Genomic DNA, 18,711 nt, shown 5'->3' with positions numbered 1-18,711 from the left:
AGAGCAGGCGGATGGCCGGGTGGGTGATCGCTTCCAGTGCCGCCCGTTCGGCCGGATCGGCGAACACGTGGGCCCGCAGGCGTGCCCGATCCAGGTCGCCGTCTGCCTGCAGCATGTCGGCGCCGAAGCGCTCGGCGATGCGGCCCAGGGCAGGGCTGCCGGCAGCAACCACCGCGCGGGCGGCCAGATCGGCGTCGGCCACCACGATGCCCAGCGCCTCGAAGCGCCGGGTCACCTCGCTCTTGCCGGCGGCAATGCCACCGGTCAGGCCCACCACATACCGGCTCATGGGGATTCCCCTCAGCGCAGCCCGCTCAACACCAGGTACTGCTCGACCACCGGCGCGCCCCACATGAAGTAAAGCCAGCCCGCGATGGCCAGGTAGGGGCCGAACGGAATCGGCGTGGCGCGGTCACGGCCGCGGGTGTACAGCCAGATCGAGCCGATGATGGCGCCCAGCACCGACGACAGCAGGATGATCGGCAGGATGCCCTTCAGCCCGCACCAGGCGCCGAGGGCGGCCAGCAGCTTGAAATCGCCGTGGCCCATGCCTTCCTTGCCGGTCAGCTGCTTGAACAGCCACCAGACCATCCACAGCGACAGATAGCCCACCGCCGCGCCGACCAATGCAGGCTTGGCCGGCATGTACAGGTTGTCGATGTTGCCTATCAGGCCCAGCCACATCAGTGGCAGGGTCAACTGGTCGGGCAGCAGCTGGGTGCGCAGGTCGATGCCGGACAAAGCGATCAGGAAGCAGGTCAGCACGATGGCGCCGAAGCCCTGCCAGCCGAAGCCGAACTGCCAGACGCAGGCCAGCACCAGCACCGAGGTCAGGGCCTCGACCAGCGGGTACTGCAGCGAGATCGGCGCCTTGCAGTGGCGGCACTTGCCGCCCTGGATGATCCAGCTGAACAGAGGGATGTTCTCGTACCAGCTCAGCTTGTGCTTGCAGTGCGGGCAGTGCGAGGGCTCGACCACGATCCCCGGTGGTGGGGGCTCGTAGAAGTCCGGTTCTTCCAGGACCTCGCGCGCATCGCGCTTCCACTGCCACTCCAGCCGCTTGGGCAGGCGCAGGATGACGACGTTGAGGAAACTGCCCAGCAGCAGCCCCAGGGCGGCCGCGGCAGGGTAGCCGAGGCCGGGATGCTGGTCGAGAAATGCCATGTATGTGTTATCCGACGACGGCGCCGAGTTTGAAGATGGGAAGGTACATGCCGATGACGATGCCGCCAACGATGGTACCGATGAAGACCATGATCATCGGTTCGAGCAGGCTGCTCAAGGCATCCACGGCATTGTTGACTTCCTGCTCATAATACTCGGCAACCTTGAACAGCATGGTGTCGAGAGCGCCGGCCTCTTCGCCGATGCCGGTCATCTGGATGACCATGTGCGGGAACAGATTGCGTTGCTTCATGGCCATATTGACCGGGTAGCCCACCGAGACGTCGTCGCGCATGCGCAGCACGGATTCCTCGTAGACCTTGTTGCCGGTGGCGCCGGCCACGATGCCCAGCGCCTCCACCAGCGGCACGCCGGCTTTGAAGGTCACGGCGGTGGTGCGGGCGAAGCGGGCGATGGAGCTGTTGTGCATCAACTGACCGATCACCGGGACCTTCAGGATCAGGCGATCGAATGAATGCTGCATCGAAGGCGAGCGCTTGTAAGCCATCAGGAGGCCGACACTGCCACCCACAAGGATGATCAGAATCAGCCACCACCAGGACAGCATGAGGCGCGATGCCGTCACGATCATCTGGGTGAACGCGGGGAGTTCCGCGCCGAAGCTCTGGAAGACCTCCTCGAACTGCGGGACGACGAACATCAGCAGGATTGCAGATACGACAAAGGCCACCACGACAACCATCGCCGGATAGAACAGGGCCTTTTTGATCTTGCCCTTGAGGGCCTCCATGTTCTCTTTGTAGGTGGCGACCGTGTCCAGTACGGTTTCCAGTACGCCGGCGCCCTCGCCGGCACGCACCAGATTCCGGTAGAGCTCGTCGAACTGCACAGGATGCTTGCTGATGGCCTCATGCAGCGAAGAGCCGCCCTCGATATCCGCGCGGACGCTCTCAACCATCTTCTTCATGCGGGGGTTCTTGTGCCCGCTGCCGATGATCTCCAGTGCTGAAACAATCGGCACGCCTGACTTCATCATGGTCGCCATCTGGCGGCTGAAGAAGGCAATGTCCTTGGGCTTGATCGGCTTTCCCGCCGCACCGAACAGCGGCTTGGGCTTGGCCTTGACCTGGCCGGGATTAATCCCCTGACGGCGCAGTTCGGCGCGCAGCAGGTTGGCGTTCTTCGCCAACTGCTCGCCCTTCATCTTCACGCCCCGCTTGTCGGTCCCCTCCCAGACAAACGGCTGCAAGTCCATGGTGGCGCGCGCCACCGGCTCTTTCTTGATCGCACTGCGACTGACAGACATGTTGGCTCCCCAAGGCCCGCCATCCCCAGGCGGGCAACTAGCCGTTGATGGTAGCGGGTTCAGGGCCATCTGGGCAGTTGGTGGCCAGCCCGGTGTGCGAATTCGTGGCAGGGGGCGGCCAAAGGTGACGCACTGCGTCACATTGCCGCGTCCATCGCAGATTCGCATGCGGGGGGTTCCCATCCGCAAAATTGCTGCCATCATGGGCGCGGGGAAATCCAGGGGGAGGCGTGCCGGGGTTGGCACGCAACCTGCGTTGATCCACCCGCAGGGGCAGGTCCCGCTCAACCGGCCAATGGTCGGACCGATCCTGTCCGCTGACATCAACCACCACTTATCTTGGGGATGTACCAAATGAAGAACCAGAAGGGCTTCACCCTTATCGAACTGATGATCGTCGTTGCGATCATCGCCATCCTGGCCGCCATCGCCATTCCGCAGTACCAGACCTACGTTGTTCGTTCGCAGGTCAGCCGCGTGATGGGTGAAGCGGGCGATATGAAGGTTGTGGTTGAAGACTGCTTGAATAACGGTTACGTGGGTCCAGTCACTGCTACCGCCAACGGTGTGCCTAGCTGCGTTCTTACGGCCTCGTCCTCGGATCTTATGAATGGCGCCGTGCCGACGGTCAATGCTGACACTGCCAACTCGACGATCATCGCCGCTTTTGGCAACCATGCGAACACGAAGCTCACCGGTGGCAGTCTGACTTGGAGCCGCAACGGTAGCGGCGGCTGGAGCTGCAAGACCACCGGCGTGGATCCCAAGTACGTCCCGGCCAGCTGCCCGAACGGCTAAGCTCAGAGCTTTACTTAAAGCTTTAGCTTCAATTGCTGGACGCTCAAAGGGCCGCAGTATTGCGGCCCTTTGTTTTAAGTAGATCCATACATTTAGGTTACATGTCAAACCTATCCGCCCAACGGCTACACCACTTCATCGCGCCATTACTGCTGCTATTGACTGCAGCGGTTTTCTGGCCGGCCGTCTATGGCGGTTTTATCTTCGACGATTACCCAATCTTCGCCGAAAACGCGGCAGTTCATGTCAGTGGCTTTCATTGGCAAGAATGGCAGCGCGTCTGGGACTGGGCCCATCTCAATATCGAGCGCCCTCTGGCAATGCTGACCTATGCGCTCAACTACGCATTGGGCAACAGCACACTGGGATTCAAGGTCACCAATCTCTGCATCCATGTGATCAATGCACTGCTGGTGCTGATCCTTGCCAGGCAGTTGCTCCGCGTGGCGCGTAACGACGCGACACGCTCAAATTTAAATGGCGAAAAATTCCGCGATTTTTGGGCATTCGGCACTGCCGCAGTTTGGGCGCTGCATCCCTTGCAGGTTTCCGCTGTCATGTATGTCGTGCAGCGCATGGAACTGTTAGGCTTTACCTTTACCCTGCTAGCACTGCTGTCTTACTGGCATGCCCGCCAGCGACAGATCCGAGGCCAGCGCGGCTGGCCGTGGCTGATACTAAGCGCGCTGCTTACAGCGGTCGGTTATGGTGCCAAGGAAACCATCGTCCTGGTGCCTGGCTACGCCCTGTTACTCGAATTGACGCTACTGCAGTTCGCCGCCGCACAAGCACGCACATCATTGCTGTGGCGAGTTTTCTTCGCCACTGGCTGTGTTGTCGCGGTGCTGGGCTTCGTCGGTTACCTGCTGCCTCACTATGCCAATGCCGGCATGTTCTTTGGCCGAGACTACACCGCCTGGGAACGTGAACTGACCCAGTTGCGTGCGCTGCCGATGTATATCGGCTGGTCGCTGCTTCCGCTTCCCAGTCACCTGGTCTTCTACTACGATGACTATCCGGTCTCGACCGGTCTGCTGCACCCAATTACCACGCTGTATGGCGGCATATTCCTAGTTGCCTTGCTCGCCCTGGCGATGTTCCTGCGCAAACGGCGGCCATTGATCGCACTTGGCATCGGCTGGTTCTTCATGGCACACCTGCTGACCAGCAGTCCGCTGCCGCTGGAGCTGGTCTTCGAACACCGCAATTATCCCGCGCTGTTCGGCCTTGCACTCGCTATCGTGGACGCGTTCAGATGGCTGGCACAGCGCATAAAGTCCCCGGTGCCCGCTGCCATCGGTATCGTACTGATTGCCAATCTATGCTTTCTGACCACGCTGCGTTCGTTGACCTGGTCCAGTCCTTTCCTGCTGGCGCAAACGCTCGCCGAATACAATCCGGGCTCGCAGCGAGCCGCGATGGATCTCGCAAGGCGATTCATGGCCATGTCAGGCGGCAACCCCGACTCGCCGTTGTACTCGCTATGCATTCGCGAACTCGAACGCGCCGCGCAACTGCCGCTCGATGCTCCCTTGCCCGAAGAGGCCCTGCTGCTGATTTCTGCTCAACACCCAGATCGACCGAGCACTCCGTGGTGGGACAGCATCGATCGCAAACTGCGTACACGCCCCATGGTGCCCGATACTTATCGCGTGCTGCACACACTGATGCGTCATCGTCTCGACGGCGTCACCGGTATCGATGCGCAGCGCTTGGCGCAGGCATACGCGATTGCCGCAGAGCGAAACCCTAATCGGCAAAGCCTGCAGGTCGACTACGCCGAACTCGCGGGTGGAGCGCTGCACGATCCGGAACTTGCCACGGTGCATTGGCGTAATGCTTTGAAGCTGGATAGCAACCCAGCCAATTACGGTCCGCGCCTCGCGGACTACCTGGTCAGTCAGCAGCGTTATCGAGAAGCCAATGGCGTCATCGAAGCTACTTGGGAGCTGTCCCCAGCCACTCGCAACGACCACGCTTTATCAGCGCTAAAGGACAAGGCGCTGCGATCGATGCAGCAAGGGAGTGCCACCGGTCCACAAGCAGCAACAGAGTAAGTAAAGCATCGCAATCAGTCGGTTTCAGTCGTCCGCAGATCGAACCGCCACCATCCGAATGCGACCAAAAAGGGGGGTCGCCATGAAAAAGACAACTCACGGCTTTACTTTGATCGAACTGATGATCGTCGTTGCCATCATTGCCATCCTGGCGGCGATCGCCATTCCTGCCTATCAGACCTATGTCATCCGTTCGCAGGTGACACGTGCGGTCGCCGAAATCGGTGATGGCAAGACTGTGGTGGAAGATTGCATCACCAGTGGCAAGGTGCAATTGGGCACCAGTGCGGGGCAATGCGATCCCAGCATCCTGACCGGCTCGGACATTCTTTCCGATGCCGCCCAGGGCGGGAATCAAATTCCACAAGGCACAGGAGTGCCGCAGATCCAGCTACCCCAAAGCGCCACGGCTAACGGTGAATCAAAAGGCCACCTGGGCGGCCACGTGTCGAACAAGGTTGCAGGCGTGCTGATCACCTGGACGCGAGACCCCGAGGGAAACTGGAGCTGCAAGACGGACAGCTCCCTCGATCCGAAGTATGCGCCCGCCAACTGCCAGCCCGAGCAATAATTCATTCTAATTCAATGGATTAAGAAGTCCGCCCGAACTCCAGGCGGACTGGATTTACGCTACCGTCATGGTGCATTGCCCACATTGAACAGAGCGAATGCAAGGAGACCGACGATGCGTATCCATCGAGGCATATCCGTAGTGACCGTGCTGGTTGCTGTGGCGATCCTGGCCGTTATTGCGGCTTTTGCCATACCGGCTTGGCGCGGTCATGTCGTGAATCAGCATCTTGGCGAAGCACTTAAAGGTGCCGATGCCGCCAAGCTGGTCGTCATGGAAGCGGTGACCATGCGCGGCGGGCTGGCCAAATTGCACCCGAACGATTTGATCTACAACACCAAGGTCGGCGACAACCCATACTTGGCCAGCGTCAAGGTTTCCGACAGCGGCCGGATCACGGTTGTCACGCAGAACACCGGAGCCGAGCCGGAGCCAACCTTCCTGCTTACGCCCCTCGAAACGATAGCCTCGGGCCAGGCGCTGAGCTGGAGCTGCGATATCGTCGCGGGCGATGCCCGGCAGAAACCTGCGACTTGCGTGCGCCCCGAGAAGCTACCGGCGGATACCAGGGCAAGCGTCGCGGCGCCCGCAAGCAGCCCGGCGCCGGCTGCCAGCCGGTAGGTACTCCACGACCAGGGAGAACTCGATTGATCGATGCCGGGCAGCTAAGCTCATGCATCGTTCCCTGGGCCGAATTTGCACATTGTGACGCTTGAGTCCTTCCTGCCGCGAAACGGCTGGCGCGCGCTCGCGCTCGCCCTGGCATTGACACTCCTGGTGTACTGGCCCGGCCTCTATGGCAGCTGGCTGTTCGACGATTACCCTAATATTGTCGACAATCATGGCGTCCAGCCGGATCACGCCAGCCTGGGCACCCTGGTCGGTGCGGCTTTGTCGTCTCCCGCCAGCGACCTTAAGCGCCCCTTGGCCTCGCTGAGTTTTGCTGCCAATTTTCTCGCAAGCGGACTCGATCCGTTCCCGATGAAGCTGTGCAATCTGCTGCTACATCTGCTGAACGGCGCGCTTGTATTCCTGCTCGCGCGCAGCCTACTTCGTGTACTGCACGCCACACCGGACAAGGGCAGCGACACGGTCGGCTGGCTGGCCGCAGCACTCGCCGCCGGCTGGCTGCTGCTGCCGATCAACCTCACTGCGGTGCTGTATGTCGTGCAGCGCATGGAAAGCATGGCAAACCTGTTTGTCCTGCTGGGATTGTTCGGCTACGTAACCGTTCGACACAACATGCTCGTCCAATCCCGTCCATGGCTTGGCCTTGCAGCGTGCTTTGGCAGCTTGATCGCGGCGACCGCGTTCGGCTTGCTGGCCAAGGAGACAGCTGTCTTGCTGCCCCTCTACGCCCTGGCGATCGAATGGATCGTCTTCGGTTTCCGTGCGCGAGACGGCGCGCTTGATAAAGGCGTTATCGCCTTGTTTCTCTTCGTGCTCGTGGTGCCCATGATCGCCGGGCTGAGCTGGCTGCTTCCGGGCTTGCTACGACCGGAAGCCTGGGCCACCCGCGATTTCACGCTCGGGACGCGCTTGCTTACCGAAGCACGCATCGTACTGGGCTATATTTCCTGGACGCTGCTGCCGCTGGCAAGCTCGCTCTCGTTCTATCACGACGACTATGTGGTCTCGTCCGATCTGGTCACGCCATGGACCACCCTGCCCAGCCTGGTCGGCATCCTGATATTGATCGCCTTGCCATTCGCCTTGCGTCGACGGCGCCCGCTTGTTGCACTCGGCCTGAGCCTGTTCATCGGCTGCCACCTGCTGACCGGAACGGTGCTGCCGCTGGAACTGGTCTATGAGCATCGCAATTATTTCGCCAGCTTTGGCTTGTTGCTGGCCTTGGCAGGCACCCTGCTGCCGCCTTCTACGACGACCGCCACCCCATCTTGGCGCAGAAAACTCGTCCCTGCCGTATTCGCCGTACTGATGCTCTGGTGGACCGGCCTGACCGCCGTCAGTGCCTATGACTGGGGCGATGCGCTGCGCCTGTCGCAAACCCTCGCCGAACGTGGCCCCGAATCGCCACGCGCACAATATGAGCTCGGCCGCACTTACATCATCTACTCGCATTACGAACCGGGCTCACCGTATACCCAGCTGGCGTATGCACCGCTGGAACGCGCCGCGTTGCTACCGAAATCCTCGATCCTGCCGCAGCAGGCGCTGATCTTTATGAATTCGCGCATGGAGCTGCCGCTGAAAGATACCTGGTGGGATTCGATGACGGCCAAGCTGGCAGCCAACCAGCCTGGCGTGCAGGACGAAAGCTCGCTGGCTGCATTGACGCAATGCGCGCGCGATCGCGATTGCGATCTGCCCGAGGCACGCATGAAAGCCGCTTTCGAAGCCGCGCTCTCGCATCCTCACCCTAGCGCCCGGCTCATGTCGACCTACGGCGACTATGCCTGGAATGTCCTGGGCGATCGGAAGCTCGGTGAACGCATGACCGAAGCGGCTGCCAATGCCGCCCCGAATGAGGCTGCGTATCGCATCACGCTGGTCCGTATGCTGGTTGCAGAAGGCCGCCTGCCCGAAGCGCAGAAAATCCTGCAGGACCTCGATCGTCTCAACATCGCCGGCCGCCTCGACGGAACCCTGAGTCAATTGCGCTTGCTCACGGCACAAAGCCAGACCCGGCCATGAGCGCCGTCAAGGGGTTCGGAAAAAATGCCATTTCGCTTTACGCCATCCAGGGCTTGCAGTATCTGTCGGCCGTTATCGTGCTACCCGTCCTGGCCCGCAAGCTCAATGCACCGGAATTCGGCGAACTGGCCTATTGGCAAGCCCTGGTAGGAACACTGGGGCTGCTGATCGATTATGGGTTCAACTACAGCGCGGTACGCAACGTAAGCCGGCATGCCGACCAGCCTCAGCTACTGGGGACCATCTATCGGTCGACCATGGCCGCGCGCGCGATTCTGCTTGTCCCTGCCATTCTGTTGCTGCTCGCCATACCCGCCTGGGTAGGTACATCAAACGATCGCACGATGCAGGCTCTGGGATTGCTGATGCTTATAGGCATGACGCTCTCTCCGGCCTGGTATCTCACCGGCCTCAGGCAAACCACGCTACTGGCGATCGCCAGTGCGATAACCGCGCTGCTGACCGTCGTCATGACCTGGGTACTGGTAGAAGGTCCGCAGGCGCTGCACATCGCCGCAGCTATCCAGTTTGCCGCGCCGCTGGTTACATCCCTGGTGGCTTATGCTCTGGTCCGACGTCACGCCCCCGTCCCCCCGGGGCGCTGCAGCCGCACCGACATCTGGTCCACCCTCCGCGAGGGCGCGCCACTGTTCCTGACCAGCGCATCGGCGGGGATCTATTCGACCCTGAACCCCTTCCTCCTGGGACTGGTCGCGGCACCGACCCAGGTTGCGTTTTTCTCGCTGGGAGAACGCATCGCCCGTGCAGCGAGAAGCCTGTTTTCGCCGCTTATGGCGGCCTTGTTTCCTTATGCGGTAAGCCATCGGAAGCAGGACCGCCCCAGCAATCCATGGCTTGCCAGGACGACCGGAGTCACCTTGCTGGCCGCGGGCGTCGTCTCGCTCGGCCTGATCGTCACCCTGCCCTGGATAGCACTCCCCCTGTTCGGCCATGGCTACCTGGCAGGTGTAGGTGTTGCACAAATCCTGGCCCTGAATGTGGCCGTCGTCACAGCGGGGAACATCAAGGGTGTCCAGGGGCTGATCGCCCAGGGCAGAGACAAGCCGGTGGTCTATGTGACAATGCTCGCCGCTCCGCTCCATATCGTTGCTTTTCTGTGGGCCGGTTCGGTATTTGGGGCCGTCGGCGCGGCAATCGCTTACGTCGCGATCGAATGCCTGGTTACTCTTTCCTTCTACGTTATCGCTTCGCGAACCGCCACTCACGCATGAAACTCAAATTTATCAGCCGGATATACGCCAACATCGCCCGGCATGCCGCCGAGCATATCGCGACGAATATCGATCATGCTTTCCAGGTCGAGGCGCGGGACAGCAGCGCACAATTCGTCAGAGCGCATATGCCGGATGCGGCGCGATTCCCGACGCGCGACAGCCTCCTGCTGGATGCGGTCCGGCGCAGTGCAGCGCTCGGCGGCTGCATCTGCGAGTTCGGCGTGTTCCAGGGACATACGTTGCGGCTGATGGCCGATGCGGCGCCCGAGCGCACGGTACATGGCTTCGATTCATTCGAGGGCTTGCCTAGTCATTGGCGCTCCGGCTATGGCAAAGGTGCGTTCAAGACACAGGTTCCGGCATTTCGACAGAGCAACGTACAGTTGCATGTGGGCTTGTTCGAAGACACGCTCGGCCCGTTCCTGGAAAAGCTGCAGCCAAAAATCAGCCTCGCGCATATCGACTGCGATATCTACCCCTCGGCGAAATTCGCTTTGCAGCGTATCGCACCGTATCTGGCCGATGGCGCCATTGTGGTATTCGACGAATACTTCAACTATCCCGGGTGGCAGGAACACGAGCACAAGGCGCTCGAAGAAACCATCGGCGCGGGTTTGCTTTCCGTCCAATATCTCGCCTTTGTCCCACGTGGCGAGCAAGTCATGCTCGAAACCAGGCAACCCGGATAGCCGCTGTATTGCGAGATAAACGACGTCCTGGGCGCATCCGAATGACTGCCACCGTAAACAATCCTTTCTCCAAGTTGCTTGCCTCTTATCGGAAGCGCGGCGTCTTCGGCGTCATACGTCATGCCTTCCTGGATGCATCCGATGCCATCGGCCGCCGCTTGACGGTAATGCGCGATCACTCGGGAAAATTTCAGATCGAAGCCAGGTCGCGCAACGAACAAACACTTATCGTCGTGCTGGCGGGCTACAAGCCCGCGATCTGGCCACTAACCCTGCGTCGTATCGCTAAATACCAATCGGCCGATGCCCATGTCTGCGTGGTCACCGCAGGCAAGCACGTCCCCGCACTGGCGCAGCTATGCGAGAAACATGGCTGGAGCTATGGCTGGACAGCGCTGAACAAGACCGGCCTGGTCCTGAATAAAGCCATCGCGGCACACCCTGGCGCCAAGTGGATCTTCAAGATCGACGAAGACATCTTTATTGCGGAACATTTCTTCGAATCGATGCGCCAAGGCTACGATGCCATCGAATCGCAAGGCACGTACAAGCCTGGCTTTTGCTCGCCAATGTTGAACATCAACGGCATCAGCTATCTGACCTTTCTCGAAAAGACCGAAAGCCGATCTGCGTACATTGCCCAGTTCGGCGAACATCGAGCGGCATGCAGTGGCGTGCATGCGCACTACGATCCCGCTGCCGCGCTTTGGCTGTGGCGCCGCACCCTGCCGCTTGACCGGATTGCTGCGCAAATCGGCAATGCGGCCGCCAGCGGCGATGCTCACCTGATCCCTACGCGCTTCAGCATTGGCGCAGTGCTTTTCAGGAAGGACTATATCGACGAAATCGGCGGCTTCAGATCGTCCTGGCGTGAAGGGATTCTGGGCGTGGACGAATCGTGGCTGTGCCATGCCTGCATGGAAAGCTCTCGCCCCATGTTCTATCTGGCAAACGTCCTGGCCGGACATTTCTCGTTTTACCCCCAGGAACGCGCCATGCTCGACGCATTACCTGAATTGGCCGCGCTCGATCCAGACACTTTCGCGGTGGATGCACCATGAACAACGTCGATGCCATCGTCGTTACCTACAATCGGTGCACGCTGCTCAAGCAGTGCCTCCTGGCGCTGGCCACGCAATCTACGCGCCCGCGAAAAATCTGGGTCATCGACAACGCCTCCACCGACAATACGCCAGAGACAGTGCTCGATATCGTACGAGCCTATCCAGACCTGATCGAGTATCGCCGGCTAGCTGACAATCTCGGCGGTGCGGGTGGCTTTTCGGAGGGACTGAAGGTCGCCTGCGAAGGGGGCTGCGACTGGGCATGGATGATGGACGACGATGCCGCGCCCTACCCGGATGCGCTTGAGCAATTGATCGCCGTAGCCGATGACAACCGGCACATCTATGGCTCTCTTGCCGTACGCGGCGATGACACCTCGTGGGCGACAACCATCCTGGCACCGGATCGCCTCGTCGCCAATCGTCGCGACGAAGTGCCCGTGAAAGCACAGGTGCTATCGCTACCGTTCCTTGGCTTCATGGTTCACCGTGACCTGGTTACACGTATCGGGTTGCCCGATCCCGGTTATTTCATTGCCGCAGACGACGTCGAGTATTGCCTGCGAGCGGAACGGTCTGGCGCCAAACTATTCATTGCCGGGAAGAGCCTGATCGATCATCCCAAATCCGATCGTTATATAGCACGCCTTCCCGGCCGGGAGCTGATCTGCTTGCGGCTGCCCCCCTGGAAGCGTTACTACGACACTCGCAATCGCTTGCTGATCGCGCGCAAATACTACGGATTTCGCCTGCTTACCCAAACGGTTCCAGGCTCCCTGGCTCGCCACCTTGCCTGCCTTGGACACGAGGGCAATCGGCTACGGCAGACCTGGGCCTTTCTCGCGGGTTTCATTGACGGCCTGCTGGGACTCAAGGGCCGACGCCATCGCAGCTGGGGCATCTCCCAGTAACATGAGCCTATGAAAAATTCTTCGCATTTCGATTTTCTGGTCGTCGGTGCCGGCTTTGCCGGCAGCGTGGTAGCTCGCGAGCTGGCCGATGCCGGCCGCAGCGTGCTGGTTATCGACAAGCGCCCGCATATTGGCGGCAACGCGTATGACGAGCTCGATGCCCAAGGCATCCTGGTACATCGTTATGGCCCGCATATCTTCCATACCAATGGCGAGCGGATCTTCGCTTACCTGTCGCGCTTTACCGAATGGCGCCCCTACGAGCACCGCGTACGCAGCGTCGTCGACGGCCACCTCTATCCCTTCCCCATCAATCGCGACACCTTGAACCGGCTCTATGCCCTGGACCTGGATGAAGCGGGTGCCGAGGCCTATTACGAGCAAGTACGTGTTCCTCGCGACCCGGTACGCACCAGCGAAGATGTCGTCCTGAACAGCGTGGGACGCGATCTGTACGAGAAGTTCTTTCTCAACTACACCCGCAAGCAGTGGGGCATGGAGCCTTCTCAACTCAAGGCAGGTGTGGCGGCGCGGATTCCGACGCGAACCAATACCGACGACCGTTATTTCACCGACACGTTCCAGGCCATGCCGAAGGATGGCTATACGCGGATGTTCGAAGCCATGCTCGACCATCCGAACATCGAGGTTCGCGTGTCAACGGATTACCAGAACGTCAAATCATCCGTCTCCGCGGGCCATACCGTCTATAGCGGCCCGATCGATGCCTTTTTCGATTACCGTTTTGGCCGCCTTCCCTATCGCTCGCTGCGCTTCGAGCATGAACATCTCGCATCCGTGGAGCAATTCCAGGAAACCGGCACGATCAACTACCCGAACGATCACGCTTTTACCCGTATCACCGAGTTCAAGCACCTCACCGGACAGGAGCATCCCGGCACATCCATCGTGCGCGAATACCCGCAAGCCGATGGCGATCCGTACTACCCCATCCCCTGCGAAGAGAGCGAGCAGTTGTTCAAGCGCTACGAAGAACTGGCCAAGCAGGAACCTGGTGTGACCTTCGTCGGGCGATTGGCACAGTATCGCTACTACAACATGGATCAGGTAGTCGGCGCGGCCTTGGCGGCGGTCAAGCGGCTTGTCGATTGATCTATGCGCATCGCTTTTTTATGCAAGCGCAAATATATGGGCAAGGACGTCATCGACGACCGTTATGCCCGACTCTATGAGATACCGTTTCAACTGGCCCAGCTAGGCCACGACGTACGAGGCTACTGCCTCGGCTACCAGAGGCAGTCCGCAGCCGACGTCGACCATCCTGCCGAACCCGGCAGGTTGCATTGGCGTGGCCGCCCCATCGGTTCGCCCGGCTACCCTTGGCAAGTACTCAAGGATCTGCGCGCCTTCCAGCCCGAGCTTTTGATCGGCGCCTCGGATATACCGCATGCGGCATTGACGGCATGGTTGGCGCGCCGCTTGCGCCTGCCCTATGCCATCGACCTGTACGATCATTTCGAGAGTTTCGGACAGGCACGCATCCCTGGCATGAAATCCATGCTGCGTCATGCAGTGCGTGCGGCCGATGTAGTGACGACCACCAGCGAACCCTTGCAAGCGCTTGTCGAAAGCGATTACCGCGCACGTGGGCAGGTCATCGCTATGCCGAGCACGGTCGATCTATCGATATTCAAGCCGCGCGAGAAGGCGATTGCACGCCAGGCGCTCGGGTTGCCGGCCGATGCCGTGCTTATCGGTACCGCCGGCGGCCTTTACCCAGACAAGGGCGTGGACCTGATCTATTCGGCTTGGCCTGCACTCGCGGCGCGCTATCCCCACCTACAACTGGTCCTTGCCGGTCCGTACCGGGAGACCGCCGCCCCGCCGACCGGACCGCGGGTGCATTATCTGGGGCAATTGCCGCATATGCGTACGGCCGAGCTGTTTGCTGCGCTCGACCTAGGTGTTGTGTACATGCGCAACACCTTGTTCGGGCGTTACTGTTTTCCGCAGAAGGCTTACGAAATGATCGCCAGCGGCCTACCGTTGATATCGGCCGACGTGGGTGCGATGACCCATGTATTACGCGATCGGCCTGAGGCGCTATATCGCGCGGACGATACGGCCGATTTCATACGTGCAGTGGAGGCAGCTCTCGCGTCTCCTGTCCCGTCGCAAGTTCCCGTCGACGATTGGGCAACGCTTATCGGACGACTGGAGCCTGCCCTGATCGCTGCGGTCAAGCACCATTCAACGGGTCGATAAGGCGCGCTCCAGCACGTCGCCATAGCGCGATGCGATCACATCCCAATCGAACTGGCTGAGCGCGTACTGGCGCTTTCGCTCAACCCAGGCGCTGGCTTCGTCCGGGTGATCCAGCACGTGCGCTATCGCCGCGGCAAGTTTTTGGGCATCGGTTGGATCGACGCAATAGCGTGTCGGCTCAGGACCCAGCAGGTCGGCCAGACCAGCGACTTGTCCCACCACGACAGGACAACCGCATGCGATGGCCTCCATGAGCACGACTGGCAAGCCTTCCTGGTTGCCGCTAGCGTCGCGCACGAACGGGGCTGCCAGCAGCGCGGCACGACGATAAAGAGCGGGTAGATCCTGTTGCTGCACCGGCCCGAGAAAAGTCACCCGGTCAGCTAATCCGAGCCGCTCAACTTGACGCCGTAGCGCCTGCTCTTCGGGACCGAAGCCTGCAATCGTCAGCCTGCATGCTGGACGATCCCGCACCAGCAACGCCAATGCACCGAGGAGGTTCGGCAATCCCTTCTTCGCTACCAGGCGGCCGACAAACAGCAGTTCATCGGCCGATCGCGCTATCCGAGCATCGGCTGCGAACCGCGTCTTCAGATCGACCCCCATCGGAATGACGTCGACGGCAACCGTCGATACGCCTATGTGCGCCAGCTCATCGCTCATCGCTTGGCTGACCACCGTCACTCCTGCCGCACGCTCCGCCACATCGCGCTTCATCGCTGTCAGTGCACGGCCGCGCAACCCAAACAGATCGCCGCCATGCGATGTCACGACAAAGGGAATACGCAGGCGGCGGCCAAGGCAGGCCGCGACCGTACCCTGGGGAATCAACCAGTGCGCGTGCACTACGTCCGCCCCCCGGCGGCGAATCGCGGTGCGGGCAGCGAGGTACTGCATCAAGATGAAACCGGGTACCAGCAAGTATTTCCAGGGCGATCGGCGCAGATTGACGGCAATGCCTCCGCCGTAGACCAGGGTCTGCCATGACTCAGGCGCGTAGCGATAACGCAGCACATCGACGCCGTCCATCGTCTCTTCGCGCGCAGCGTCCTGTACATGCGACGTGACCACCGTGACGTCGAAGCGATCGAGCAACCTCCGGCAAAGCTCATGCACGAAGCTGGGCTCATGATCGCCAGGCCAGCGCGGATAAGTGGATGCCAGCACGAATACCCGCGGCTTTTTACGCTGCCCGCGCGTGGCCGCCATCGGTTCTTGCACGCCGGTCGTCATGGCCTTGGGTGTCAATCGCTCTTGCGATAAGTCAGGGCGGTGATCTGCTCGGATACCAGTCCGATCAAGAACACAATCACCGCCGCGCTCCACATCAGTGTGCTCATGTTGGTAAGCCGGCCTTCGCGTAGGAACGTAATGCCATAATTGATGCAACCGAGCAGGAAGAACACTACGCTCGCCGGTACGAACAGCTTCAACGGCGAGTAGAGCGTGGCGATCTTGAAAATGATAAGCAGGAAGCGAATGCCATCGCGTATCGGCTTGATATGACTTTTGCCGATGCGCTGTGCCGCCTTGATCGGTACGTAAGCTACCGGATAAGCACTACGAAAAAATGCCATTGTGCTGGTGGTTGGATAAGAGAAACCATTGGGCAGCAGATGCAGGAACTCGCGAAACTTGTCGGCCTTCACCGCACGAAAACCGGAGGTAAGGTCGGCGACGCGATGGCCGGTAATACGGCTGGCAAGCCAGTTGTAGATCGTGTTAGCCACGCCCCGACCGACGCCAGCCTGGCTTTCCCAATCGCGCGCACCCACGACCATGTCGTAGCCCTGTTCGAGCCGATCGAGCAAACGTTCAATATCGGCCGGATCGTGCTGACCGTCGCCGTCCATGAAGATGATGGTCTCGCCAGTGGCAACACGCGCGCCACGTTTGATGGCCGCGCCGTTGCCCATCGAATAGGGCGAAGAAAGACAGCGGATACCCGCGTCAGCGCAAATCGCTGTGGTGTCGTCGGTCGAACCGTCGTCGACCACGATGATTTCGGCATCGGACTGCGCGGCCCTTAAGCGGGGCAACAGATCTTTCAGCGCCTGCCCTTCGTTCTTGGCGGGCAGGACGATACTCAAGCGATTCAAGGCGGTACCCCGTGAGTTGACGAGGCATGATAGCGCGGGTGGTGGTGCGACTCTAAGGTAGGTGTTCCGGGATTTGTGGAAAGCGCCTCGTCTTTAGAAGTGGCTTCGAAAAGCTTTCTCTCATTTGTCTGCTTTAGGTGAAGCCGCGCGCGATAAATCGGCGGCCATGAGCGAGATAAATGGGGGCGGTTAGTCGTTGCGCTGGCTGCAATGGAATTGCGAGGGGCGCAAGATGCGTCCAGGCGAGGAGCGACTGGGCATCGTCAAAAAGGCCTCCGAAACGAATCGGCCAAATTGAGACGGTCGCCCCGTAGTCTGGTGGGATGAGCGAATTCCTTACGGCCCTGATATCCATTTGCGCCAGCTTAGCGCGGCTACAGGGGCGGTTGTTGAAACTGCCGCTGGAGCGGCCTATTTCCGAACTGCAGCCGCCTTCGGGCTGGCTGGAGGTTCGACCGGTCCAATCTACGGTGGCGGAGGCGCTCAGTGACGTTACGGGGGTCCTAACGCACCTCCTCGCCGTGCTCGACTCCTCGGATACGTACTCGGCATCGTACGTTTGCTGGGTGCTACACGTCCTATCTGGCCCGGAAGATCGCTGGAGCCAGCTCATTCGCGTCTTTGCCTCGCGCTTCGGTGTCCAATTGCCACCTCGACCCAGCGACTGGCCTGGAGGACGCCAGCTTGCCGATATCCCATTGCCAACACCCAGGCGCTACAAGGGGCGTCGTCAACGCAGCCCGCGCTAGCAATCCAGCGGCCATTCCTCGTTGCCTTAAGCTGCCGGCCAGCGGATCGGAGGGCGCAGAATCGCAATATCTTGCTCGTATCCCGCAGGGTTCTTGTGTGCTAAAGCTATGGGGTCGCAGCGACTTGCGACCTCGCCTTGAGGGGGCGAAATGCTTAATCATCGGAGGATTTACAATGCATTTCGGATTCAAGAAGTCCGTTGCGGCGCTATCTCTCGCAACAACGTTGATGCTGGGCGGTTGTGTTCCTCAAGCTACTATGACGTGCACCGTGACGGTCTCCACTCAGCCCGTCAAACAGACCGGTCCCAAGCCGCAAGTTATCGGTGCCCAAGATCTGCAATTGGAAACCGACGTTTCCGTATCGGGTGAAATGGTCCCGTCGAGCACTCAACAGGCCATGGCCCATTTGATGACGGTGGCTATGCCCGACGCTGGGTCGTTCTCGTTGGACACGTCAGGCTCGACCGTGACCTGGCCCGCGACTGGCACGGTGACGCTGACGGTCTCCCAACTTTCCAGCGGCGCGGTCATTGCGACCAGTAACTTCGCCTATGTGAAGTCCGGTTCGGTTTTGGTGTTCGCCGATCCTACCTCGGTCAACAACTGGCTGGCTGCCACGGGTGCTGACCCGGCAAGTTCAAAGCTGGCCTATACCGTGGCAGGCTTCCCTGTGACCCCGCAGAGTGGTACCAATGTCGCTGCGGCGGCTGCCCGCGCCGATTCCACGGTCATGGCGCAGTCGGCGGCCACATTCGAAGGTTCAAGTTGCCCACCGGGACCACACCCGATCAAGTGCATCCCGAACTAATCAACCGTTAACCCTGACGCCCCCTCAAGGCACTATGGACGGAAAAGCCCTGCTGGTGGTCGCGCTGTGCGCGCTCGCCGCTAACGGTCGAACGACCGAGCAACCTGCCAATCCCAACAGCCAGAGCTATGTTTCGAGCGCCGAAACGACCTACGTCTGGAAGTACCTAGGCGTTCGACTGATCGAAACTTATGGGCAAGTTGGCGAAGGTCCTCGCTATACAGGTTCCTGGAAGCAACAAAGCTTCCGGGAAAAGGACGGGCTGCTAGTAACAGTGCACGCTGCCTCGTTCGACAGGATCGATGCGGCCAGGGTGGCTGCGCTTACCCAAAGCGCCTACAACACCGTTGCCCAGATTGCTGGCAAGCCTCCAGTGCGGAAGGTCGAGCTATATCTCACGCCCGCCGGCACGTCC

The 18,711-nt window shown here is 60.3% G+C and carries 18 protein-coding genes; 13 read left to right on the top strand and 5 right to left on the bottom strand.

The genetic code is table 11. The features are described from left to right. From coaE to VIM98_RS08685, 3 genes are all read right to left on the bottom strand, one after another. Nucleotides 1-289, bottom strand: a 289-nt coding sequence (gene coaE / locus VIM98_RS08695; RefSeq protein WP_331992701.1) for a dephospho-CoA kinase, incomplete at its 3' end; no start/stop codon positions are given. 11 nt (nucleotides 290-300) lie between these two features. Further along, entirely contained in the window at nucleotides 301-1,164 is an 864-nt protein-coding gene (locus tag VIM98_RS08690; RefSeq protein ID WP_005418626.1) for a prepilin peptidase, read from the bottom strand. Between the two features lie 7 nt (nucleotides 1,165-1,171). Next, on the bottom strand, nucleotides 1,172-2,431 hold the full coding sequence (locus VIM98_RS08685) for a type II secretion system F family protein (protein WP_331992700.1): 1,260 nt from the start codon (nucleotides 2,429-2,431) through the stop codon (nucleotides 1,172-1,174). Between the two features lie 354 nt (nucleotides 2,432-2,785). On the opposite strand from VIM98_RS08685, the gene VIM98_RS08680 reads away from it, so the two are divergent. The 11 genes from VIM98_RS08680 to VIM98_RS08630 all read left to right on the top strand — a co-directional run bounded on the left by VIM98_RS08680 (nucleotide 2,786) and on the right by VIM98_RS08630 (nucleotide 14,637). Beyond that, complete coding sequence (locus VIM98_RS08680) at nucleotides 2,786-3,229, top strand: pilin (RefSeq protein ID WP_331992699.1); 444 nt, start codon at nucleotides 2,786-2,788, stop codon at nucleotides 3,227-3,229. A 101-nt stretch (nucleotides 3,230-3,330) separates the two neighbouring features. Then, nucleotides 3,331-5,286: a hypothetical protein gene (locus VIM98_RS08675; RefSeq protein WP_331992698.1), complete on the top strand. Its 1,956-nt coding sequence runs from the start codon at nucleotides 3,331-3,333 to the stop codon at nucleotides 5,284-5,286. 82 nt (nucleotides 5,287-5,368) lie between these two features. Continuing rightward, entirely contained in the window at nucleotides 5,369-5,857 is a 489-nt protein-coding gene (locus tag VIM98_RS08670) for a pilin (protein ID WP_331992697.1), read from the top strand. Nucleotides 5,858-5,971: 114 nt separating this feature from the next. Further along, nucleotides 5,972-6,478, top strand: coding sequence for a pilin (locus VIM98_RS08665; RefSeq protein WP_331992696.1), 507 nt, complete (start codon nucleotides 5,972-5,974; stop codon nucleotides 6,476-6,478). An 84-nt stretch (nucleotides 6,479-6,562) separates the two neighbouring features. Continuing rightward, nucleotides 6,563-8,512, top strand: coding sequence for a hypothetical protein (locus tag VIM98_RS08660; RefSeq protein WP_331992695.1), 1,950 nt, complete (start codon nucleotides 6,563-6,565; stop codon nucleotides 8,510-8,512). Then, nucleotides 8,509-9,744 (top strand): oligosaccharide flippase family protein, encoded by a 1,236-nt coding sequence (locus tag VIM98_RS08655; protein WP_331992694.1) that lies wholly within the window; start codon nucleotides 8,509-8,511, stop codon nucleotides 9,742-9,744. The genes VIM98_RS08660 and VIM98_RS08655 overlap by 4 nt, the downstream gene beginning before the upstream one ends. Beyond that, nucleotides 9,741-10,436: a class I SAM-dependent methyltransferase gene (locus VIM98_RS08650; RefSeq protein ID WP_331992693.1), complete on the top strand. Its 696-nt coding sequence runs from the start codon at nucleotides 9,741-9,743 to the stop codon at nucleotides 10,434-10,436. Before VIM98_RS08655 ends, VIM98_RS08650 begins: the two co-directional genes overlap by 4 nt. Nucleotides 10,437-10,477: 41 nt before the next feature. Next, entirely contained in the window at nucleotides 10,478-11,497 is a 1,020-nt protein-coding gene (locus VIM98_RS08645; protein ID WP_331992692.1) for a hypothetical protein, read from the top strand. Further along, nucleotides 11,494-12,411, top strand: a complete 918-nt coding sequence (locus VIM98_RS08640) for a glycosyltransferase family 2 protein (RefSeq protein ID WP_331992691.1) — start codon at nucleotides 11,494-11,496, stop codon at nucleotides 12,409-12,411. Before VIM98_RS08645 ends, VIM98_RS08640 begins: the two co-directional genes overlap by 4 nt. A 9-nt stretch (nucleotides 12,412-12,420) precedes the next feature. Next, a complete protein-coding gene (glf, locus tag VIM98_RS08635) occupies nucleotides 12,421-13,524 on the top strand; it encodes a UDP-galactopyranose mutase (RefSeq protein WP_331992690.1) in 1,104 nt (367 codons plus the stop codon). Between the two features lie 3 nt (nucleotides 13,525-13,527). Next, nucleotides 13,528-14,637: a glycosyltransferase family 4 protein gene (locus VIM98_RS08630; RefSeq protein ID WP_331992689.1), complete on the top strand. Its 1,110-nt coding sequence runs from the start codon at nucleotides 13,528-13,530 to the stop codon at nucleotides 14,635-14,637. Here the strand turns inward: VIM98_RS08630 and VIM98_RS08625 are convergent. Then, a complete protein-coding gene (locus VIM98_RS08625; protein ID WP_331992688.1) occupies nucleotides 14,623-15,870 on the bottom strand; it encodes a glycosyltransferase in 1,248 nt (415 codons plus the stop codon). The genes VIM98_RS08630 and VIM98_RS08625 overlap by 15 nt on opposite strands. A gap of 11 nt (nucleotides 15,871-15,881) precedes the next feature. Next, nucleotides 15,882-16,736 (bottom strand): glycosyltransferase family 2 protein, encoded by an 855-nt coding sequence (locus tag VIM98_RS08620; protein ID WP_331992687.1) that lies wholly within the window; start codon nucleotides 16,734-16,736, stop codon nucleotides 15,882-15,884. 924 nt (nucleotides 16,737-17,660) lie between these two features. Between VIM98_RS08620 and VIM98_RS08615 the strand changes: the two genes are divergently transcribed. Together VIM98_RS08615 and VIM98_RS08610 are read left to right on the top strand one after the other, a co-directional pair. Continuing rightward, nucleotides 17,661-18,296: a hypothetical protein gene (locus VIM98_RS08615; RefSeq protein WP_331992686.1), complete on the top strand. Its 636-nt coding sequence runs from the start codon at nucleotides 17,661-17,663 to the stop codon at nucleotides 18,294-18,296. 34 nt (nucleotides 18,297-18,330) lie between these two features. Beyond that, a partial coding sequence (locus VIM98_RS08610; protein WP_331992685.1) for a hypothetical protein occupies nucleotides 18,331-18,711 on the top strand: 381 nt, incomplete at its 3' end.

Source organism: Dyella sp. (assembly GCF_036568765.1).
Taxonomy (GTDB): Bacteria; Pseudomonadota; Gammaproteobacteria; order Xanthomonadales; family Rhodanobacteraceae; genus GSA-30.
Note: the sequence above shows the minus strand (reverse complement) of the source record. Positions and strands in the feature narration are given on the sequence as shown.